15 protein-coding genes are annotated in these 19,013 nt (G+C 57.3%); 8 read left to right on the forward strand and 7 right to left on the reverse strand.

Going from position 1 to position 19,013, the window contains the following annotated elements; all coding sequences use genetic code 11:
- Positions 1–138: 138 nt before the first annotated feature.
- The 5 genes from guaA to OQ273_RS14190 all read right to left on the reverse strand — a co-directional run bounded on the left by guaA (position 139) and on the right by OQ273_RS14190 (position 4,693).
- Complete coding sequence (gene guaA / locus OQ273_RS14170; RefSeq protein WP_267991146.1) at positions 139–1,701, reverse strand: glutamine-hydrolyzing GMP synthase; 1,563 nt, start codon at positions 1,699–1,701, stop codon at positions 139–141.
- Positions 1,702–1,780: 79 nt separating this feature from the next.
- A complete protein-coding gene (locus tag OQ273_RS14175; RefSeq protein ID WP_267991147.1) occupies positions 1,781–2,419 on the reverse strand; it encodes a 5'-methylthioadenosine/S-adenosylhomocysteine nucleosidase in 639 nt (212 codons plus the stop codon).
- Entirely contained in the window at positions 2,416–2,874 is a 459-nt protein-coding gene (locus OQ273_RS14180) for a PaaI family thioesterase (protein ID WP_267991148.1), read from the reverse strand. The genes OQ273_RS14175 and OQ273_RS14180 overlap by 4 nt, the downstream gene beginning before the upstream one ends.
- A gap of 9 nt (positions 2,875–2,883) precedes the next feature.
- The gene (locus OQ273_RS14185; RefSeq protein WP_267991149.1) at positions 2,884–4,173 is read right to left on the reverse strand and encodes an RsmB/NOP family class I SAM-dependent RNA methyltransferase; all 1,290 of its coding nucleotides are present in this window, start codon (positions 4,171–4,173) and stop codon (positions 2,884–2,886) included.
- A gap of 103 nt (positions 4,174–4,276) precedes the next feature.
- Positions 4,277–4,693: an MAPEG family protein gene (locus tag OQ273_RS14190; RefSeq protein ID WP_267991150.1), complete on the reverse strand. Its 417-nt coding sequence runs from the start codon at positions 4,691–4,693 to the stop codon at positions 4,277–4,279.
- Positions 4,694–4,922: 229 nt separating this feature from the next.
- Here OQ273_RS14190 and OQ273_RS14195 point away from each other — a divergent pair, with 229 nt between their 5' ends.
- Positions 4,923–5,294, forward strand: coding sequence for a hypothetical protein (locus OQ273_RS14195; RefSeq protein ID WP_267991151.1), 372 nt, complete (start codon positions 4,923–4,925; stop codon positions 5,292–5,294).
- 12 nt (positions 5,295–5,306) lie between these two features.
- Here the strand turns inward: OQ273_RS14195 and OQ273_RS14200 are convergent, their stop codons facing one another.
- Positions 5,307–6,446: a hypothetical protein gene (locus OQ273_RS14200; protein WP_267991152.1), complete on the reverse strand. Its 1,140-nt coding sequence runs from the start codon at positions 6,444–6,446 to the stop codon at positions 5,307–5,309.
- A gap of 221 nt (positions 6,447–6,667) precedes the next feature.
- Here OQ273_RS14200 and OQ273_RS14205 point away from each other — a divergent pair, with 221 nt between their 5' ends.
- The 3 genes from OQ273_RS14205 (at position 6,668) to OQ273_RS14215 (ending at position 11,589) form a co-directional block, all read left to right on the forward strand.
- A complete protein-coding gene (locus OQ273_RS14205) occupies positions 6,668–8,956 on the forward strand; it encodes a glycoside hydrolase family 2 protein (protein ID WP_267991153.1) in 2,289 nt (762 codons plus the stop codon).
- Positions 8,957–9,127: 171 nt separating this feature from the next.
- Complete coding sequence (locus OQ273_RS14210) at positions 9,128–10,378, forward strand: ABC transporter substrate-binding protein (protein ID WP_276562325.1); 1,251 nt, start codon at positions 9,128–9,130, stop codon at positions 10,376–10,378.
- 95 nt (positions 10,379–10,473) lie between these two features.
- Entirely contained in the window at positions 10,474–11,589 is a 1,116-nt protein-coding gene (locus OQ273_RS14215; protein WP_267991154.1) for a LacI family DNA-binding transcriptional regulator, read from the forward strand.
- Positions 11,590–11,611: 22 nt separating this feature from the next.
- On the opposite strand, the gene guaB is transcribed toward OQ273_RS14215, so the two are convergent.
- Positions 11,612–13,114, reverse strand: coding sequence for an IMP dehydrogenase (gene guaB / locus OQ273_RS14220; protein ID WP_267991155.1), 1,503 nt, complete (start codon positions 13,112–13,114; stop codon positions 11,612–11,614).
- Between the two features lie 1,211 nt (positions 13,115–14,325).
- On the opposite strand from guaB, the gene OQ273_RS14225 reads away from it, so the two are divergent.
- The 4 genes from OQ273_RS14225 (at position 14,326) to OQ273_RS14240 (ending at position 18,804) form a co-directional block, all read left to right on the forward strand.
- A complete protein-coding gene (locus tag OQ273_RS14225; RefSeq protein WP_267991156.1) occupies positions 14,326–14,598 on the forward strand; it encodes a hypothetical protein in 273 nt (90 codons plus the stop codon).
- 504 nt (positions 14,599–15,102) lie between these two features.
- Positions 15,103–15,432, forward strand: coding sequence for a hypothetical protein (locus OQ273_RS14230; protein WP_267991157.1), 330 nt, complete (start codon positions 15,103–15,105; stop codon positions 15,430–15,432).
- A gap of 220 nt (positions 15,433–15,652) precedes the next feature.
- Positions 15,653–18,097 (forward strand): ATP-binding protein, encoded by a 2,445-nt coding sequence (locus tag OQ273_RS14235; protein WP_267991158.1) that lies wholly within the window; start codon positions 15,653–15,655, stop codon positions 18,095–18,097.
- A complete protein-coding gene (locus OQ273_RS14240) occupies positions 18,094–18,804 on the forward strand; it encodes a response regulator (RefSeq protein WP_267991159.1) in 711 nt (236 codons plus the stop codon). The genes OQ273_RS14235 and OQ273_RS14240 overlap by 4 nt, the downstream gene beginning before the upstream one ends.
- Positions 18,805–19,013: the final 209 nt, after the last annotated feature.

Below are 19,013 nucleotides of genomic sequence, written 5' to 3' on the forward strand. Positions count from 1 at the left end.
TCAGGGCGTTCGCTGCTCTTGAAGTGGCACTTACCTCGAGTTGAAACGCTCCAGCGCTCCGCTATGGCTCTGCGCGCTCGTCGCTCGCGAAGTGCCACCGGCACTTCACTTTGAAGCGCGTTGCGCTTCAAACGCTCCTCACTCCCACTCGATCGTGCCGGGGGGTTTTGAGGTGACGTCGTAGACGACGCGGTTGATGCCGCGGACTTCGTTGATGATGCGGGTCGCGGCGCGGCTGAGGAATTCCATGTCGTAGTGGTAGAAATCGGCCGTCATGCCGTCGACGGATGTCACCGCCCGCAGGGCGCAGACATATTCATAGGTACGTCCATCCCCCATGACGCCGACTGTCTGAACCGGCAGAAGCACGGCGAAGGCCTGCCAGATCGTATCGTAGAGGCCGGCTGTGCGGATTTCGTCGAGATAGATGGCGTCCGCCTCGCGCAGGATGTCGAGCTTCTCGCGCGTCACGCCGCCCGGACAACGAATGGCAAGGCCCGGACCGGGAAACGGATGGCGGCCGATAAAGCTGTCCGGAAGGCCGAGTTCGCGTCCGAGGGCGCGCACCTCGTCCTTGAAAAGTTCGCGCAACGGCTCGACCAGTTGCATGTTCATGCGTTCCGGCAGACCGCCGACATTGTGGTGTGACTTGATGGTGACGGATGGTCCACCCGTGAACGAGACGCTTTCAATCACATCGGGATAGAGCGTTCCCTGAGCCAGGAAATCCGCACCGCCGATCTTTCTTGCCTCTTCCTCGAAGACGTCGATGAAGAGTTTGCCGATGGTCTTGCGTTTGACTTCGGGGTCGCTTTCACCCTCGAGCGCATCGACAAATGTGTCGGATGCATCGACCAGCGCAAGCGGAATATTGTAATGCTCGCGGAACATCGCCATGACGTCCGCCGCTTCGTTTTTGCGCATCAGCCCGTGATCGACGAGGATACAGTTGAGCTGATCGCCGATCGCTTCATGGATCAGCAACGCCGCAACGGAGGAATCGACGCCGCCCGACAGGGCGCAGATGACCTTGCCGTCGCCGACCTGCTCGCGGATGGCCGCAATTGCCTGCTCGCGATAGGCCGCCATCGTCCAGCTTGCGTCGAGACCGGCAATATGATGGACGAAATTGCCGATCAGCTTGGCGCCGTCCGGTGTATGGATGACTTCCGGATGGAACATCATTCCATAGGCCTTGCGCTCGACATTGCCGAAGACCGCATACGGTGCGCCCTCGGAACGGCCAAGAATTTCAAAGCCCGGCGGCAGGTCGATGACGCGGTCGCCGTGGCTCATCCAGACCTGGTGGCGCTGGCCCTGCGTCCAGACCCCGTCAAACAACGGGCAATCCTTCAGCACTTCGACATAGGCGCGTCCGAACTCGCGATGATCGGACGGTTCGGCCTTGCCGCCCATCTGCACACACATGGTCATCTGGCCGTAGCAGATGCCGAGCAGCGGGACGCCCGCATCGAAAATCGCCTGCGGCGCGCGGGGCGAGCCGGTTTCCGCCGTTGAAGCCGGGCCACCCGAGAGGATGACGGCCTTGGGCTTGATACGCTCAAAACCGGCCTCTGCGGACTGGAAGGGGACGATCTCGCAATAGACGCCGGCTTCGCGCACGCGACGGGCGATCAGCTGCGTGACCTGTGAGCCAAAATCGATGATAAGGACGGTGTCGGGATGGGATGCGCTGTTCATGACAAGGCTTTAGACCGATTCCCGCCCGGATTGAAGCGCCGCGCGCCGGAAAATCGGTTCATTGCGCAGGCCCGCGGCTTCAGAGCGCAATTGTGTCGTCCGCAATCGCCTGTTCCAGCCGGTCGACCGCGGCGGCGAGTTTTTCATCGACGATGTGCAGATACTGGGTCCAGTCGTCGATATGGCCCAATTCGGCCTTGCCGTCGGAGATGCCGCGCAGGCCAAGAAGCGGAACAGCAAACCGGTTGCAGGCCCGCAGCACGGCAAAACTTTCCATATCGACCATCTGAGCATCGATCGTGTCGTAGACATCACCCGAAATGATGTTGGCGCCGGTCGACAGCGTCGCCGCAGCAATCCCCGGAACCGTGATCGGCAGGTCTACGATGACCGGAAGATCGAGAAACGGTGTTGCGCCCTTTTCAAATCCGAGCGGGCTTGCATCCATGTCGCGATAGGACACGGAAGACACCTGGTAGATGCCGGTCTGCTCCAGCTGGGCGGACCCGGCGGAGCCAAGCGATATGACAAGATGCGGCTTCTGATCCGCCATGGTCAGTTCCTGCAGCGCCGCTGTAAGGCCGACAGCCGCCTCCACCGGTCCTACTCCGGTGATCAGCGGCCTGAAACGCTGCTTCAGTTCCGGTCCGTATTCCTGCTCGGCCGCCATGACATAGAGCAGCTTCTTGCCTGAAACACTCTTGATCAGATCCATCATCCTTCAATGCCCTCCCGCCCAACAATCGCCATCATCGTGCCGGTCATCGTCGCCACCAGTTTTTCAGTCCCATCGGGGCGGACCGCGAAGGCTTTGCCGTCAGCAACCGTGATAGTACTGCCCGGCTTTGTCACTTCGGCGCGGAAAACGAACCGCTCCCCCCTGGCCGGAGACAGAAGGTTGATCTTGAATTCGATTGTCAGGACGGCAGCGTCAGCGGCCATCAGCGTGAAGGCGGCATAACCGCAGGCGGAATCAAGCGCCGTCGATACGATCCCGGCGTGCAGAAAGCCGTGCTGCTGGGTGAAATCCTCGTGGAACGGCATTTCCAGTTCCACTTTGCCGGGCTCCACACTGTTGAGCATCATGCTCAGCGTCGCCATCACCTTCTGGCGGTCAAAGCTTTGACGGGAGCGCGCTTCAAAATCCGGATTGCGTGGCTTTAGTTCCGTCATGCGTGTACCTCATTGTCCCTTTTGCATTACCGCAAAGAAGAAGCCGTCCGTCTCGGTCGCGGCCGGCGTGAGCGTCACCGTCTTCATATCGGCGGACCATGGCTGGCGCTTGTTCTCGCCAAAGAGGTCTTGCCAGACTTCACCCGCCGAGACGATTTCGAACTCTCCATTGTCCTCGCAAAAGCCGTAAACCTGCGCCTCATTTTCCTGCGGCAGGACTGAGCAGGTAATGTAGATCAGGAACCCGCCCGGACGTACAAAGGGCGCAGCGGACGCCAGCACTTCCTGCTGCTGGTCGATCCGTTCCTCAAGGTTTTTCTGCGTCAGCTTCCACTTGGTATCGGGCCTGCGCCGCCAGGTACCGGTTCCTGTACAGGGTGCGTCGATCACCACCCTGTCCATCCTGCCCGCAAGGGCGCTGAGATCCTCATCGGGCTGATGAACCTGCACATTGCGTGTCCCTGCCCGCTTCAGACGTTCGAATATGGGCGCCAGGCGCGTTTTATCGATATCGTAGGCATGGATCTGACCGCTGTTTTCCATCGCCGCCGACAGCGCCAGCGTCTTGCCGCCCCCACCGGCACAATAGTCCAGCACCTGTTCGCCAGAACGGGCGAATATCAGGTCGGAGACAATCTGGCTGCCTTCGTCCTGAACCTCAAACCAGCCCTTTTGGAAGGCCGGCTCCGCGGTAACGTTCGGAAGGCGCGACGGCCCTCCCCGTGGCGCGATGCGAAGGCCATAGCGTGCCAGCGTCGACCTCGCCGCGCCGCTGCGCGCCAAAGCCTTTTCCACCTTTTCCGGCGACGCCTTCAGCGTATTGACCCGCAAGTCCAGCGGCGGGCGCTTGCCGAAGGCCGCCGCCTCGGCGATCCAGTCCTCGGCGAAGTTTTCCTCGAAGGCGAACTGCGTCCACTCGGGAATGTCGGCCTGTACATGTTTGGGCGCATTTGAAAGGTCTCGCGTCCGGTAGGCCGCCAGCATCTCCACGGGCAACGGATCCGGTGCAAATTTGTCACCTTCGAGCTGCGCCTGAAGTTTGTCGGGACTGATGTCCCAATCGCGATAAAGCACGGCATGGACCTGAGCCGCGGGCGTGTCCGCGTCCATCAGATAGGCATGGGACAGTTTCCTGCGCAGCGCGTCATAGACAAGATTGCCGATGGCGGCGCGGTCACCCGAGCCGGCAAAGCGATGGGAAAGACCCCAATCCTTCAACGCATCGGCAACCGGCCTCTTACGCTGTTCGATGTCGCTCAGAACTTCGATGGCCGCCGCCATCCGCCCGCCTAACCGCATGTTGTAAATCCCGTGGTTCGCAATTGGGCGGAGCCATAGCGCGGCTGACGGCTAAAGGAAAGACGAGCGCCGCAAATGCACCCGGCGGCAAGAAACGCCGGTATCAGATGCCAAGCAGCACCCATGCCAGCCAAAGCCACAGGATCGCATTCACCACATAGCCAACGATAAAGAGCGGCCGGCGTTTTCGGAGGTCGTTGGTGGTGATGTGAACGTAGGAATGCAGGATCCGGCTGGCGACAAAGGCCCAGGCCAGGATAAGCACCGCATAGTTCACGCCGTTGACCATTGCGAGCGCGATGCAGACGGCATAGAACAGAAACGGCAGTTCAAACTGATTGACAAGGTTGCGGGCCACGGTTGCGCTCGGTTCCGGTTCGACAATCGGCACCTTGTATTCTGACGCTTTGACCTTACCTGCCCGCACCGCGCCGGAACGGCGAAGCGAAACGATATAATAAATGACATAGATGAGGCCCGTCTGGACGATCAATGGCCAGAAAATCGCTGTGTTGCTCATGGCTGTTCCCCGCTGCGAATCTGCAGCAAGAGGTTAGAGACTAAAAAGCCGGCTGAAAACAGCCCGGCGACACTTCGATAAATTGACACATTTTTGCGGCAGGGTTGAACAAGCCCGTTTTTTAGGAAAGCCAGTAGCAAGACTGAACGCACCTCATAATCAATGCGAACCCGTCGTTTGATTGTGCTGAAAAGACAATAAAAGCGTATGTCTGAAAGGGAGCGTAGCAATGGTTGAATCAGGTACGAGAACCGGACATCACGTGTTGAACGCCGCCGACAAACAGCGGCTGAAACGTCATCTGACACATCTTCGGCATTCGCTTGATGCCCTTCCGATCCGTTCCGAGCGCGACCAGACCGCCGGTGTCGGTGAGTGGGCGCAATCCACCATGAAAACAACCTACGACATCATCTACCAGCTCAGCCCCGGCCGCAGCCAGGCGCCGGAGGTCAATCAGGCGTTCCACCGCGCCATGAGCGCCTATGACGCCACGGCCGATATAGCGGATCGCAGACATATTGGCCTGCGACACGAGGATTTTCAGATCGCCCGCACTGCGATCCGTCGTTGCATTGAATCAGGCAGCCACCTGCTTTGACGGCGTTGCAGTTCAGAACTGCTTCAGTGAATAGACATTATAAACACTGTTTCGATTGCAGGAACTTGATGAGCCTTTCGGCTCGGCCCCGTCCATGAGCACATAGGCTTTTCCGGCAGTCACCACGAGGCCTTCGGCGGAGGTTGGCAGATCGACGCTCAGCCTTTTGGGCCTGATCCTCAGTTCCCCGTCACTCACACTCTTCGCCGCGAGACGCTTTTTGGGGAAGCGCCACAGGCTGTGCTTTTCGCCTCCATCATTGGACGGGCCGCTGATGATCCAGACATGGGTTTTGTCAGCGGCGATCTCACGGATACCTGCTTTATCGAGATCGAGACGGACAACGGCGTCAAACGCGAATCCATTCGGGCTTGTCTGGCGCATCAAAAAAGCGTCCCCTTCCGCGTTTGCGAGCGGCGCACGCAATCCGACCCAGATATCCTGACTTTTGCCGCCGAGGACAACCGCGCCCTCCAGGTTGAAGTCGTCGATTTCGTTGCAGGCCCTGGCGGCGGCCTCCTTGCCCAGTTTTGCCGCCTTGTCGGCATCCTGTTCTGCAACGTGAAGCGCATCGCACAGCATCTTCATATTGCCCGCCGCCTTGCCGCGCTTAACGCCGAACAGCCGGTTGCAGGTCATTTTCCTCGACCTTGCTTCCGATACACGGCGGGCGTCAAAACCGGCAGGCTCGAGCTTGCCGCTCAAAATCCTCTGGCGCTTGGTTTTAAGTTCGCACCGCCGATTGCGGCTGTGTGAGCCGTAAACGAGAATTTCCCCCGAGTTCAGCAAAGCCATGGCCTCGATATCCGACACCCTGTCCTTTTTCTTGGTGTTGATCGGAACCTCACGCCGCTCGGAAAGCCGGCCGTCTTTGCCGTCAACTGAAAAGAGGAAAAGCTTGTCCCTGATTTCATTGTCGGCGACCAGAAGGCAGGTTTCACCTTTCGCCTCCGGGCAGTCGGCCGCAAGCGCAGCGGACGCCTCACACAGCGGGTAACCGCCAAGGCTCTTTTTTGAAAGCTCCTGGGATGCGGCAGGCGACATCATTGGTGCCGCAAGAAACGCAGCGAGCGCAATCGCCGTGACACTGCCGGGACGCGCCGGCTTTTCGACGGAACAGGTCCTAAATCCCTTTGGTGCTGTCCAGGCCATGACGTTTCACTTCTTCCAGTCTCCGTCTTTTACCATCAAGGAGCTTTTGTGTCTGCCGGACCTCACATGTACCGGCTCAAAGACCCGCCAGCCCCCGGCTTTAAAGGTCTTGACCGATCTAAACGGCCTTCTTCATCGACAGTTTTAGTAAATAATTTGACAATATTTAGTAACGTTACTAATGTTGCGCGCAATGAAGACAAACCACATCCGGGCGAGGCATGCGGCAGATCAGCGAATTGAATGAGGGATGGCTCTTTCGAGCCCCCCTGAACCAGACAACCAACGGCGGAAACGGAGCGCAGAAGGTTTCGTTGCCGCATTCCGCGGTGGAGCTTCCGTTCAACTATTTTGACGAGGAGTCCTACCAACGCGCCTTTGAATATGAGCGTGAAATCCCCTGGCAGGCGAATTTCGAAGGCAGGGAAGTCTATCTTCATTTTGAAGGTGTGATGGCTGACGCCCGCGTCCTGATCAACGGTATCGAGCGTGCACATCATGCCGATGGCTATACGCCGTTCAGTGTTCGGCTCACCGAACATCTGGCACCTGATACAAACCTGTTGACTGTCGTGGTGGACGGCGCGGAAAATCCGGACATTCCGCCGTTTGGCGGCCGGATCGATTACCTGACCTATGCCGGGATCTATCGTGATGTCTGGTTGATGTCCTTTGCGCCGGTGTTCGTGAAATCAGTCAAGATCGAGACGCCTGATGTCCTTGCCGGACGGAAAACCGTGCAGGTGAAGGGCACGATCCACAATCCGCGATCCCTGCCCTTCGACGGCACGGTCAAGCTGACACTGCTTGATCAAAAGGGCGAGGCGATTGCTCAGGAAAACCACCAAGTCCGGTCTTGCGACAGCTTCACTATCACCTTGGCGGATCTGGGGAATATAACGCTTTGGGACATTGATGACCCCGCCCTTTATTCGCTCGAGATTGTACTGGAAACGGAACACGGTCTCGACAGTTTCCACGAGCATTTCGGGTTTCGCGACGCTCGGTTTACCTCAACCGGCTTCTCGCTGAACGGCAGGCCGCTGAAGATACTCGGTCTCAACCGCCACCAGTCCTTTCCCTATACCGGTTATGCGCAGGGGCGCGCGTCGCAGGAAAAGGACGCCGGAATCCTGAAATTCGAGCTCGGCTGCAATCTGGTGCGGACGTCACACTATCCCCAGTCAAAATGGTTTCTGGATCACTGCGACCGTATCGGCCTTCTGGTGCTCGAGGAAATACCCGGCTGGCAGCACATAGGCGGAACGGCGTGGAAAAAAGAGGCGGTGCGCAACGTCCGCAGGATGATCGAGCGCGACTGGAACCACCCGTCGATCGTTTCGTGGGGTGTGAGGATCAACGAGTCGCCCGATGATCACGCGTTCTACAGCGAAACCAACGCGCTTGCGCGCCTGCTTGATACGACACGGCAGACCTGCGGCATCCGCAAGTACCGCGAGAGCGAGCTTCTCGAGGATATATACACAATGAACGATTTCTCGCTGTGCAGTGACCTTCTGCCGGAGAGAACACCGCTTCTGCGACCGCGCACTGCGACAGGCCTGGAAAAGGATGTGCCCTATCTGGTGACCGAGTTCAACGGACACATGTTCCCCACCAAGGCCGAAGACAATGAACTTCGTCAGGTCGAACATGTGACGCGGCACCTCGAAGTCATCAATGCGGCCTTTGCAAATCCGAACATTGCCGGCTGCATCGGCTGGTGCATGTTCGACTACAACACACATAAGGATTTCGGCTCCGGTGACAGGGTCTGCCATCACGGCGTGATGACGATGTTCCGCGAACCGAAATTTGCCGCCTATGCCTATGCCAGCCAGCAGGATCCGGGCGTCAAGACCATCATGAAACCCGTAACCTACTGGTCGCGCGGTGAGCGGGACGTCGGCGGCGTGTTGCCTTTGATGGTCCTGACAAATTGCGATGAGGTGGAGTTGCGTTTTCCGGACGGGACCAGATTCCGCAAAACAGGCGACCGCAACCGCTTTGCACATCTTCCACATCCGCCGGTGATTTTCGACAGGTCCGATATCCCGGAAGATGTGCTCGGAAAATGGGGGCTGAAATGGCACGGAGTCACCATCAACGGATATCTCGAAGAGAATATTGTTGAAACCGTCGAATTTGCCGCCGATCCGATCGCTTCCAGGCTCGACATCACCCCTGACAAAACGACGCTGGACGCAGCGGAGCGCGAGGAGGTCCGCGTGATCATTCGCGCACTGGATCAGGCAGGCCGGGTGTTGCCGTTTCTTTCCGACCAGATCTGTATTGCCATTGACGGACCGGCCGAGTGCCTGGGGCCTGCGCAATCACCCTTGAGAGGCGGAACCACCGGTTTCTGGCTGCGGGCAACCGGCAAGGAAGGAGACATTCAGGTGAGCGTGACCTCGGGCAGGTTTGAAACGCAAGTGCTCAGCCTTGAGGCAACGCTCGGCGAAAGACCAATCGAACGCCAGGGCGTTCGGCACATTCGGGCGCTGGCCTAGCCGGCTCCCGCACTTCCGGTTCCACGACCCGAGGCAAAGCAAGCGCTTTCCTTGAACCCTTCAGGCTACACGGTGCCGGGAACAGATTGTGCCGATCGCTTCACAGGTCATCGAGGACGCTCTGGCCGATCAGACGAAGTTTCAAAAGGTTCGTTCAAAGGAGGAAAACGAATGAACATTCAAAAAAGACTGAGCACGACCATTTCGGTCGTCGGCCTGCTGATCGCAGGCAGTTCGGGAGCCATCGCGGCAGACAAGCTGAGCGGGGAGTTGAAGATATTCCTCGACACCTCCAACCCCACGCCCCGGGCCACGATGGAGCGGATGATAGAGCGCTTCCAGGCCATGCATCCGGACATGGACATCTCGACGACCATTATCGACAGCGAGGCCTACAAGACGCAGATCAGGAACTTTTTGAGCGCCAATCCTCCCGATGTGACCACCTGGTTCGCGGGCAATCGCATGTTGCCCTTTGTCGAAACCGGCCTTTTTGAAGACGTTTCGGATATATGGCAGGGAGAGCTTGCCGAGGATCTGGCCTCGACCAAAAAATCGATGACCATCGACGGCAAACAATGGGGCGTTCCCTATACCTATTATCAGTGGGGCGTCTATTACCGCGAGGACATCTACAAGGAACTCGGGCTTCAACCGCCAACAAACTGGCAGGAGTTCAAGGATAACTGCCAGAAGGTGCTGGACTCCGGCCGGAAGTGTTTTTCGATCGGCACCAAGTTCCTTTGGACCGCCGCCGGCTGGTTCGACTATCTGAACCTGCGCCAGAACGGCTATGAATTCCACATGGACGTGACGTCGGGCAAGGTCAGTTGGGAAGACCCTCGGATCCGGGACGTGTTTGCGCTGTGGCGCGAATTGATCGACATGGGCGCATTCATCGACAACCATACCTCCTATAGCTGGCAGGAAGCCCTTCCCTTCGTGGTTCAGGGAGATGCTGCCGGCTATCTTCTCGGCAACTTCATTGTCGCGCCGCTTCGCGACGGGGGCCTGACGGACGAGCAACTGGGTTTTTACCAGTTTCCCATGATCGTCGAGGGCATTCCGCTGGCGGAGGACGCACCGGCCAACACGTTCCACATTCCATCGAATGCGGAAAACAAGGACAATGCGCGCGCATTCCTGAAATATGTCGCGGATGTCGACAATCAGTCGATCATCAGCAAGGAGCTCGGCCAGCTCGCGGTCAACTCCAGAAGCGAGGTGCCCGATGACAAGTTCATGCGCCAGGGCTTTGAAATGCTGAGCAACGCCTATGCCCTTGCACAGTTCTTTGACCGGGACGCGCCGGCCCAGATGGCTAAAGTCGGCATGGAGGGTTTTCAGGAATTCATGGTGCAACCGGATAATCTCGATGCGATCCTGAAGCGCCTGGAAAACACGCGCAAGCGCGTTTATTGATTTCGCCCGCATCACGAAGGGGCGTGTGCCTGCACGCCCCTTCATCAACCGCATAAAGCAGCAGTGTGTTGCGTCCGGTCCGTCAGAGCGTGCATTTGACTGATCGGACCGGATGCGCCATCACGTTTCAGGCAGAAGCAGCCGGCTGGATCGGATATCGGGTAAGCTACGTGGCAACAATCAAAGACATTGCGGACAAGGTCGGCGTCTCGCCAACCACCGTTTCCAGGGTTCTCAATGCCGATCCGACATTGTCCGTTTCCAAGAAAGTGCGCGTTGAGGTCACCGAAACCGCCGCCGAGCTCAATTACGAGGTCCGCGGCACGAAGCGCAAAACATTCGGAAACGGCGAAACGGTTTATCCCCACCTTGACGACGTGATCATCCTGCAGGGTCTTTCCGATGAGCAGGAACTGGAAGATCCCTATTATGTTGGCCTGCGTTTGGGGATCGAGAGGGCCTGCCGGTCCGCAGGGCTGCCGGTCCGGATCGTCTATGCCAATGAAAGCAACGGGTTTAACCCGGGCAGCAGAACCGGCATCGCGGTCGTTGGCCATCACGATATGTCATCGCTACAGGCCGTTCTGAACCGGCGGACCAATGTCGTGTTCGTCGGGACCGAATACGAGAAATACGACCGGGACGTCGTCTATCACGATCTTTCAAATTCCATGAGGAAACTTCTGAGCGGTCTGACTAAGGCCGGGTACAGGAATTTCGGCTTCATTGGTGGCCGCTATGACGCCGACGAGCCGGAAGCGATCGAGACCGGTGAGCGCCTCAGCAGTTTCAGGGACTGGCTGACGGCCGAGGGCCTGTATGACAAATCGCTTGTACGGCAGGAGGGCAAGACGCCCCAGAACGGTTATCAGCTGACCCGCGATCTCATCGATCAGGACAGACAACCCGACGTAATCGTCGCGGCGACCGATAGTCTGGCAATTGGCGCCTACATGGCGCTGAAGGACGCCGGTAAACAGATTGGCGGCGACATAGCCGTGGTCGCATTCAACGACATTCCAGCCGCCCGTCATCTCGTGCCGCCGCTGACCACGGTGAAGCTCCCAGCCGAACTCATCGGCAAAACGGCCTTTGAGCTGCTGCAGGAACAGGCCGAAGGTCGCGTCACGACCAAGCGGGTCATCCTCGGCTCAGACATTGTCTGGCGCGAGAGCTGCAGGACACCCGAAAACACCGACGATGTGTTTTAGAATATCTCCACAGGAGAGCGCGTTAGACGCTGCCGGGATAGTTGGGGCTTTCGCGGGTAATGGTCACATCATGGGTGTGGCTCTCGCGAAGGCCGGCGCCGGAAATGCGCACAAAGCGTGCCCGCTCATGCATCTCATCAAGGTTGGCCGCGCCGACATAACCCATCGCCGCCTTCAGGCCACCGCCAAGCTGGTGCAGCACGGCGGCCACCGGCCCCTTATAGGGCACCTGCCCTTCAATGCCCTCCGGCACGAGTTTGAGTGTATCGCGCACCTCCGCCTGGAAATAGCGGTCGGCGGAGCCGCGCGCCATCGCGCCGACGGAGCCCATGCCGCGATAGGCTTTGAAGGAACGCCCCTGATAGAGATAGACCTCGCCGGGGCTTTCATCCGTGCCGGCAAGCAGCGAGCCGATCATCACCGCCGATGCGCCGGCGGCAATGGCCTTGGCCATATCGCCGGAAAACTTGATGCCGCCATCGGCGATCACCGGAATATTGCTTTTCTGGGCGACCTCCACGGCGCTCAGGATTGCCGAAAGCTGAGGAACGCCGACGCCGGCGACAATGCGCGTGGTGCAGATTGAACCCGGGCCAATGCCAACCTTGATGGCGTCCGCGCCCGCATCCATCAGCGCCTTTGCGCCATCGGCCGTGGCGACGTTGCCGGCCATGATGCGTACGGAATTGGAAAGCTTCTTTACCCGCGCGACGGAATCAAGCACACGCTGCGAATGGCCGTGGGCCGTGTCGACGACCAGCAGATCGATGCCCGCATCGATCAGCCGCTCGGCACGGGCAAAGCCGTCATCCCCGACCGTCGTTGCAGCGCCGACGCGCAAACGTCCCTGCGCATCCTTCGAGGCATGCGGGTTGAGCTGCGATTTCTCGATATCCTTGACGGTGATCAGCCCGACGCACTGGCCGTCCGGATCGACGACAAGCAGCTTTTCGATACGATGCTGATGAAGCAGCTTCTTGGCTTCCTGCTGCTCGACGCTCTCATTGACCGTCACCAGACCTTCGGCGGTCATGAGTTCGCTGATACGCTGTGACGGATCGGATGCGAAGCGCACATCACGGTTGGTCAGGACGCCGACAAGCCGGCCCGTATTATGGCCGCCCGTTCCGCCATTTTCGACCACCGGAATGCCTGAAATGCCGTGCGTCTTCATGAGCGCCTGCGCATCGCCGAGCGTCGCATCGGGCCCGATCGTCACCGGATTGACCACCATGCCGGATTCGAACTTCTTGACCTGCCGGACTTCCTCGGCCTGCTCGTCGGGGCTCAGATTGCGATGGACAATGCCTATGCCGCCGGCCTGTGCCATGGCAATGGCGAGCCGCGCCTCGGTGACCGTATCCATGGCCGAAGAAATGATCGGAAGGTTGAGGTCGATATCCTGGGCGATGCGTGTGCGGATATCAGTTTCACCGGGCATGACGGAGGAATGACCGGGCTGCAGCAGCACATCGTCAAAAGTAAGGGCTTCGTGTCCGGTCGCCGATTCGATAATGCGCGCCATGGCCAATCCTCTAAGGTATGGAAATTGCGACGGTTCGCCTATCCGGCGCCGCTGCATATCCGTTGGTCGATAAGAAGTTGGCGTTGGCTGGTACCACGGAAAACGGACATTGGGAACTGAAAAAGCAGTACCGCAGTCGGGTTTACCTGAAAACCTGCACAGATTTCATCAATCCGTCATGCATCATCATCAGAACGCCCGCGAAAACCCTTCGCCAGCAGATATATCCGGCGTCGGAGAGCGTGTGTCTCATGTTCAAGGCTCCTTTCGGAGCTTAAATCACGCCGGCATGTCAAACTTCAAAGGCTGCTTTACCACTGGAGGCTGTGGCTCGACGTTTGGGTTGATCGGCTGCTCTAAGCCCGAAATGGTTCGCTAAATCGAGCGACATTATCCTGACGGCGACGCAAATCTGTTCACATAAAAAAGGTTATGGATAGACATCGGGAACTACAGTTCCTGCAGCCATTCAAGGCAATTCGGTGGCGGATCATAAGATATGAGATGGCTTTAACTCCATAGCACCGATCCGAAGATGGCTGAGATCGCGATGGCAGACTGAATCCGGTACTGTACCCACTCCGCAGTAGGGTTTGTCTTCCATACCCATTTGCCCTCATCCGAACGTTTATAGTATTTTGCGAGCGGGCTTAGTCGCTCAATATCCGAGACGACTACCCGAGGCTCTCCCGTGAATCGCGATAGCCTGTAGTCTCTCACGTGCTGATCCGGCTGAAGCGCGCCGGTCGGAGGAAATCCAACTAGCCGGCACAAAGACCAAATATCACTCACGCGACAGTAGCCCGGGTCGGCAAACCGGCCCGGGTTGTTTTGGGGTGCGGGCCGGGCAAGGTTCCATAGCTGTCGAATGTCGCCAGCAAGAGACGCAATAGGCTTCCCCAGAACACTCTTACACGCGAGTAGCGTTTCGCTGACCGGGCTCCCCGCAATCATGCGTAAGCCGCCACCACAAGGCTACGATTCGCGCACCCTCTGTGCCTTTGCTGTAGTACCGGTCGACGGATTCCTGCTTGTGCGAGGCCATGCCCAGTCCTCTTGCCGAAACCGATACAATTGAGACGAACAGCGAAAATTCCCTGATACACGCACGATCCATCTTGGCGGTGTCGTCAAATTATTGGCGACAAATTCAACCGCCGTTTTGCTCGCTGTTAGTTCAAGCAAGTCGGCAAACCAAAAAGGAGAAAGTCATGACTTTCAAAGTCATCCTCGCCGCCGCCGTCCTGGCCACCTCGTTCACGAGCTTCTCGTCATCGGCTGCCTATTCGGCAGATGAAAGCAAACCCGCCGCCGCAGGAAATCTCACGACCGGCGAGAAAGGAAGAAAGATTTCCGGGAAGCCGGATGGTACATATGGGGGCAAAAATGTTGCAACTGCCTTCACGAACTTTTGCTACTCCCAGTTTGGACCGAAAGCAAAATATCCGGATGCCGGTCTGCTTCAGAAGTGCCTAAGCAAATAACCGTGTACTCCAACCCGCCAGGGAATGCCGCAAGACGCTCGGCATTCCCTGGGGAACTTTGTAAATGACCGTTTTTCTCCCGTAGTCCGGTTTCGATCGCATCCGTCTTTGACGGAGACAGTCTATTTTTTGTTTGCTCGCGGCAGTTTGGCTAGCAACAGACGCCTGCCCACATCCGACGGATAGGAGCGCGCCACATGAGCGGCTGTCAGCACGTCGCCGCATTCGTGTTTCCGACAAAGTCGGAAACGCTCTGGCGGACCGCCCCGCCCGTCATTTCTTTTCGGAAAGCTTTCGTAACATCGGCAAAAATTGTGCGGGGGAGTCAGTTTTCGCCTCAGAAACGAATGTATCAAATATTTCCGACGAGGGACGAAGCGGTACAATTGAGACAATCGACAACATCCGAACGACAAAGGGCGACGTCAGATTTCCGATACAGGCAAGCGCCGGCCGTGGTGGCCGGTGGCATCCTGGACAACACACTGAAAAGGAATCCTGACGATGACATACCCAACAAAAAATGCCCGCTTCGGTGGGCTGTTTGCAACCATGGTGGTCGCGGCAACGGTTTTGAGCGTCGCACCGGCATCAGCCGAATATGCCTGCAAAAACGGGCATCACTACAAGAACGGCACGGGCGTTAATGCAAACCTCATCGCTGCTCAGACCTATGCCAAAAAACAATGGCAAAACAAGATCAAAGATGAGTACGGACTCGCCTGGTCGACTTGGAGTATCGCCAAGGGCAAGCAAGTCATCTGCTCCGCCGGTGGCGGTGGATCGAAGATATGCGTGGCCCGTGCGCGTCCTTGCAAATACGTCACCGGCTAATGGTGACGCGGTGCGATAGGCTCGGATACGAACCAAGTTGCAGGTGGATCATCGTCCCTCCGGTCCGCCTGCAACACCTTTCACTTCTGCGTAGTTGGGCATGGGCTGATACAATTGTTACAATTAGCGAAGCCATACGGATACGCTGTCGGGGCAAGGTCGCAATGTGTACGGCGCGCTAGCTGTGTCCAGTTTAGGGTATGCGAAGGGAGATTTACCGTTGGCTGCGAAGGATCAAGAACATGTCCGCACATTTTCAGCTGACGAGAAGGTCCGGCTTGTGCTCGAGAGCTTACGGGCAGACAAAAGTGTTGCCGAACAGTGCCGCGAAGTCGGAGTTCCCCAGGACATCTTTGAACAGTGGCGGAATAGCTTCCTTGAGGGTGGCAAAAGGCAGCTTTTTGAGGAAACCGCTCCCGCATCCAATAGTATTGAACTCGATGATGATCTTTGCCGTATGATCGTCGAATCCTTTCCCGCCAACCTGCTCGTCTCAAGACCTGCCGATGGCAAGATCCTGTTCCGCTCGGGGTCTACGGAAGCAACATATGGCAAGCGCGAGCATACAAGCGAACACTGGGCATGCCAGAAGGCTCGCAGGAAGTTTGTCGAACAATTGAAAGAGACCGGTAAGGTCGATGCCATGTTTTTCGTCGGACGAAAATTCGATGATACCGAATTCCCTGCTCAGCTTTCCAGCCGGCTGATCGAACACCGCGACACAACGATAAGTGTCACCACGTCGACGGACCTGTCCAGATTCTATGCCATGACCGAGGAGATCGAAAAGATCAATGCCCGGTTCGAGGAAGCACTGGAGGCTCTGGACGAAGGTCTCATGCTTTATGATTCCGAACTCCGCTTGGAACTATTCAACGAACGGGCGAACGAACTTTTCTTCGATGGGAAAGGAAGATTCGAACTCGGCAAGACATTCCAAGAGATTTGTGATCACTTCGCCAAGACAGGTCTATTGGTCATGCCGCCGGGACTGGCAAAAGAAGACTGGGCTCGGTTCGCAGAACAGGATGTCCGCAGTTTGGCGCAGAACTCAGAACTGACAACAGCGGCTGGCCGCCTTCTGTTGGGAACCTCGCATAAAACTGATCAGGGAGGATACCTGCTTACATTCAGGGACATCACTGAGCAACGCAAGGCGCAGGAAGCAGAGCGCGAGGCTGACTCTCTTCTGAAACTCATTGTCGATGCCTGTCCCGTCAATTTTATGGTATCGCGCGTCGAAGATGGCGAGATTGTCTACCGTTCGCAGGCGTCGAAGGAGCGGTTCGGAAAAATCGATTCAGCCCGGTCGTTTTTTCTGAAACCTGAGGACAGACTGGCCTATCTTGATGCGTTGCTGCCGACCGGTGTCGTGAATGACTATCCCGTCAAGTTCCGTAAGGGCAACGGATCGATCACCGACGGCCTGACATCGGCGCGTGTCACGACCTACAAGGGCAACGACGTCATTGTCTCCTCGACACGGGATGTTACAGAATTTCTCAAGCTGCAGGAGGAACTTCGGCATCAGCGCGAGATCGCGCATCAAAACGAGAAACTGTCGGCTTTGGGAGAATTACTGGCCGGTGTTGCACACGAACTGAACAATCCTTTGTCTGTTGTGGTCGGTTATTCCATGATGCTGAAGGAGAAGCTGGAAGATCCGATTCATCGCGAGCGAATCGACCGCGTCAGTCAAGCCGCTGAGCGCTGTGCGCGGATCGTAAAGACCTTTCTCGCAATGGCGCGTCAGCGGCCCGTCAATCCGGAGCCATTGTCGCTCAACGATATCATTGAGGTGGCCGCCGACGACGCTGGTGTTGCCGTTCGCTCGAAGGGTGCGCGGATTGTCTTCGATCTCAATTCCACTCTCCCTCTGGTCGATGCCGATGAAGATCAACTTATACAGGTTTTCACCAATCTGATTTCCAATGCCCGCCATGCTCTTGCCGATAAAGGCAAGGAAGGCATTCTCACGCTGAGAACCTATGTCGATGATAAGCTAAATCGTGTAGTGGCCGAGGTAGCTGACAATGGACCGGGCGTCCCCAGGGAGCTGCAGTCGCGCATCTTCGAGCCGTTTTTCACGACGAAAGAGGCCGGTGCGGGAACCGGTATCGGCCTCGCCTTCTGCCACCGTATCATCGATTCCTATGGTGGACGGCTTTCCTTAAAATCCTCGCCGTCAAACGGAGCGCGCTTTATCGTCCGTTTGCCAGAAAGCGCACGGCAAACCGGCTCCTTTGCGGAGCCGGGTGCGGTCGGCGCAAAGGCGGGCGAAACCCGCCGGATTCTGGTGGTGGACGATGAAGTCAGCGTGACCGATATGCTTGTGGATTTGCTGGAAGCAAATGGTTGCGAGGTTGAGGCGCGTAACGATGCCCAGACCGCCCTTTCGCTTCTGGAAAGAAAATCATTCGATGCTATCCTCAGCGACATCAGAATGCCGGGACTCGACGGGGAAGCATTCCTCAAAAAGCTGAAGGCTTCCCACTCAGAATATGACGGCAGACTCGCCTTCGTGACCGGCGACGTCATGAGCGCGGATGTGGCAGATTTTTTGAAGCGCTCCGGTGTTCCCCATCTGGAAAAACCGGTTGTTCCGGGGGATCTTCAAGCCTTGATTGCCGAACTCTGTGCAACGGGTGAGGGGCTCGAGAGATGAATGCCGCCCAATCCCACATTCTGGTTTGCGACGACGAAACTCATCTGCGCGAGATGGTTGGCGAGTATCTGATCGAACGCGGCTATCGGGTTACCGAGGCTCCGGACGCATCCTATTTGCACGAGGCTATGGAGGATGACGCAGCTGATCTGATTGTTCTCGACATTAACATGCCTGGCCAGGACGGGCTTTCCGCACTTCGCACGCTTCGTACCAGTTCCACCGTTCCGGTCATCATGCTCACTGCATCAGCAGAAGTTGTAGACCGTGTTGTAGGTCTTGAAATGGGTGCGGATGATTACGTCGGCAAACCGGTCGATCTCCGCGAACTGGAAGCCCGGATAAAGGCCACATTGCGCCGTCACGCCACAATCGAGGAGGAAACCAAGCGCAAAGAGCTGGTTTCAGGCACGGTTCCATTCGGCGTGTGCCGGCTCGATCTGGACGCGGCCAAACTTTATGGATCCAATGGAAACGAGATAGCCATCACAGCCATGGAATTTAGCCTCCTACGGGTTTTTGCTTCCAATCGCGGCCGCATTCTCAATCGCGATCAGCTGTTGGAGCAGGCGCATGACAGAGGCTGGGAACCGTTTGACCGATCGATCGATCTGCGCATTTCACGGATACGTAAGAAAGTGGAAAAGAATCCGAAGAAGCCCGAGTGCATCCGGACGGTCAGGGGAATAGGCTATATTTTTGACTAACCAGATTTTGGAAATGCCGCATTTCTCTTTCTCGCGGCTGCACCCAAAAAGTTCCATTAGAAACCTTATCGCTCAAATGCGACACTGAGCGAATGTCCTATCGGTCCGCATTGCGGACCTGCGCCGTTTGTGGAACGCCTTCAGGGGTTCCACCAAAAAGCAGACATCGACGGTCATCTATTTGTGAGTACATGCCGAAGCTCACCAAC

This window comes from Hoeflea prorocentri, assembly GCF_027944115.1.
Lineage (GTDB): Bacteria > Pseudomonadota > Alphaproteobacteria > Rhizobiales > Rhizobiaceae > Hoeflea_A > Hoeflea_A prorocentri.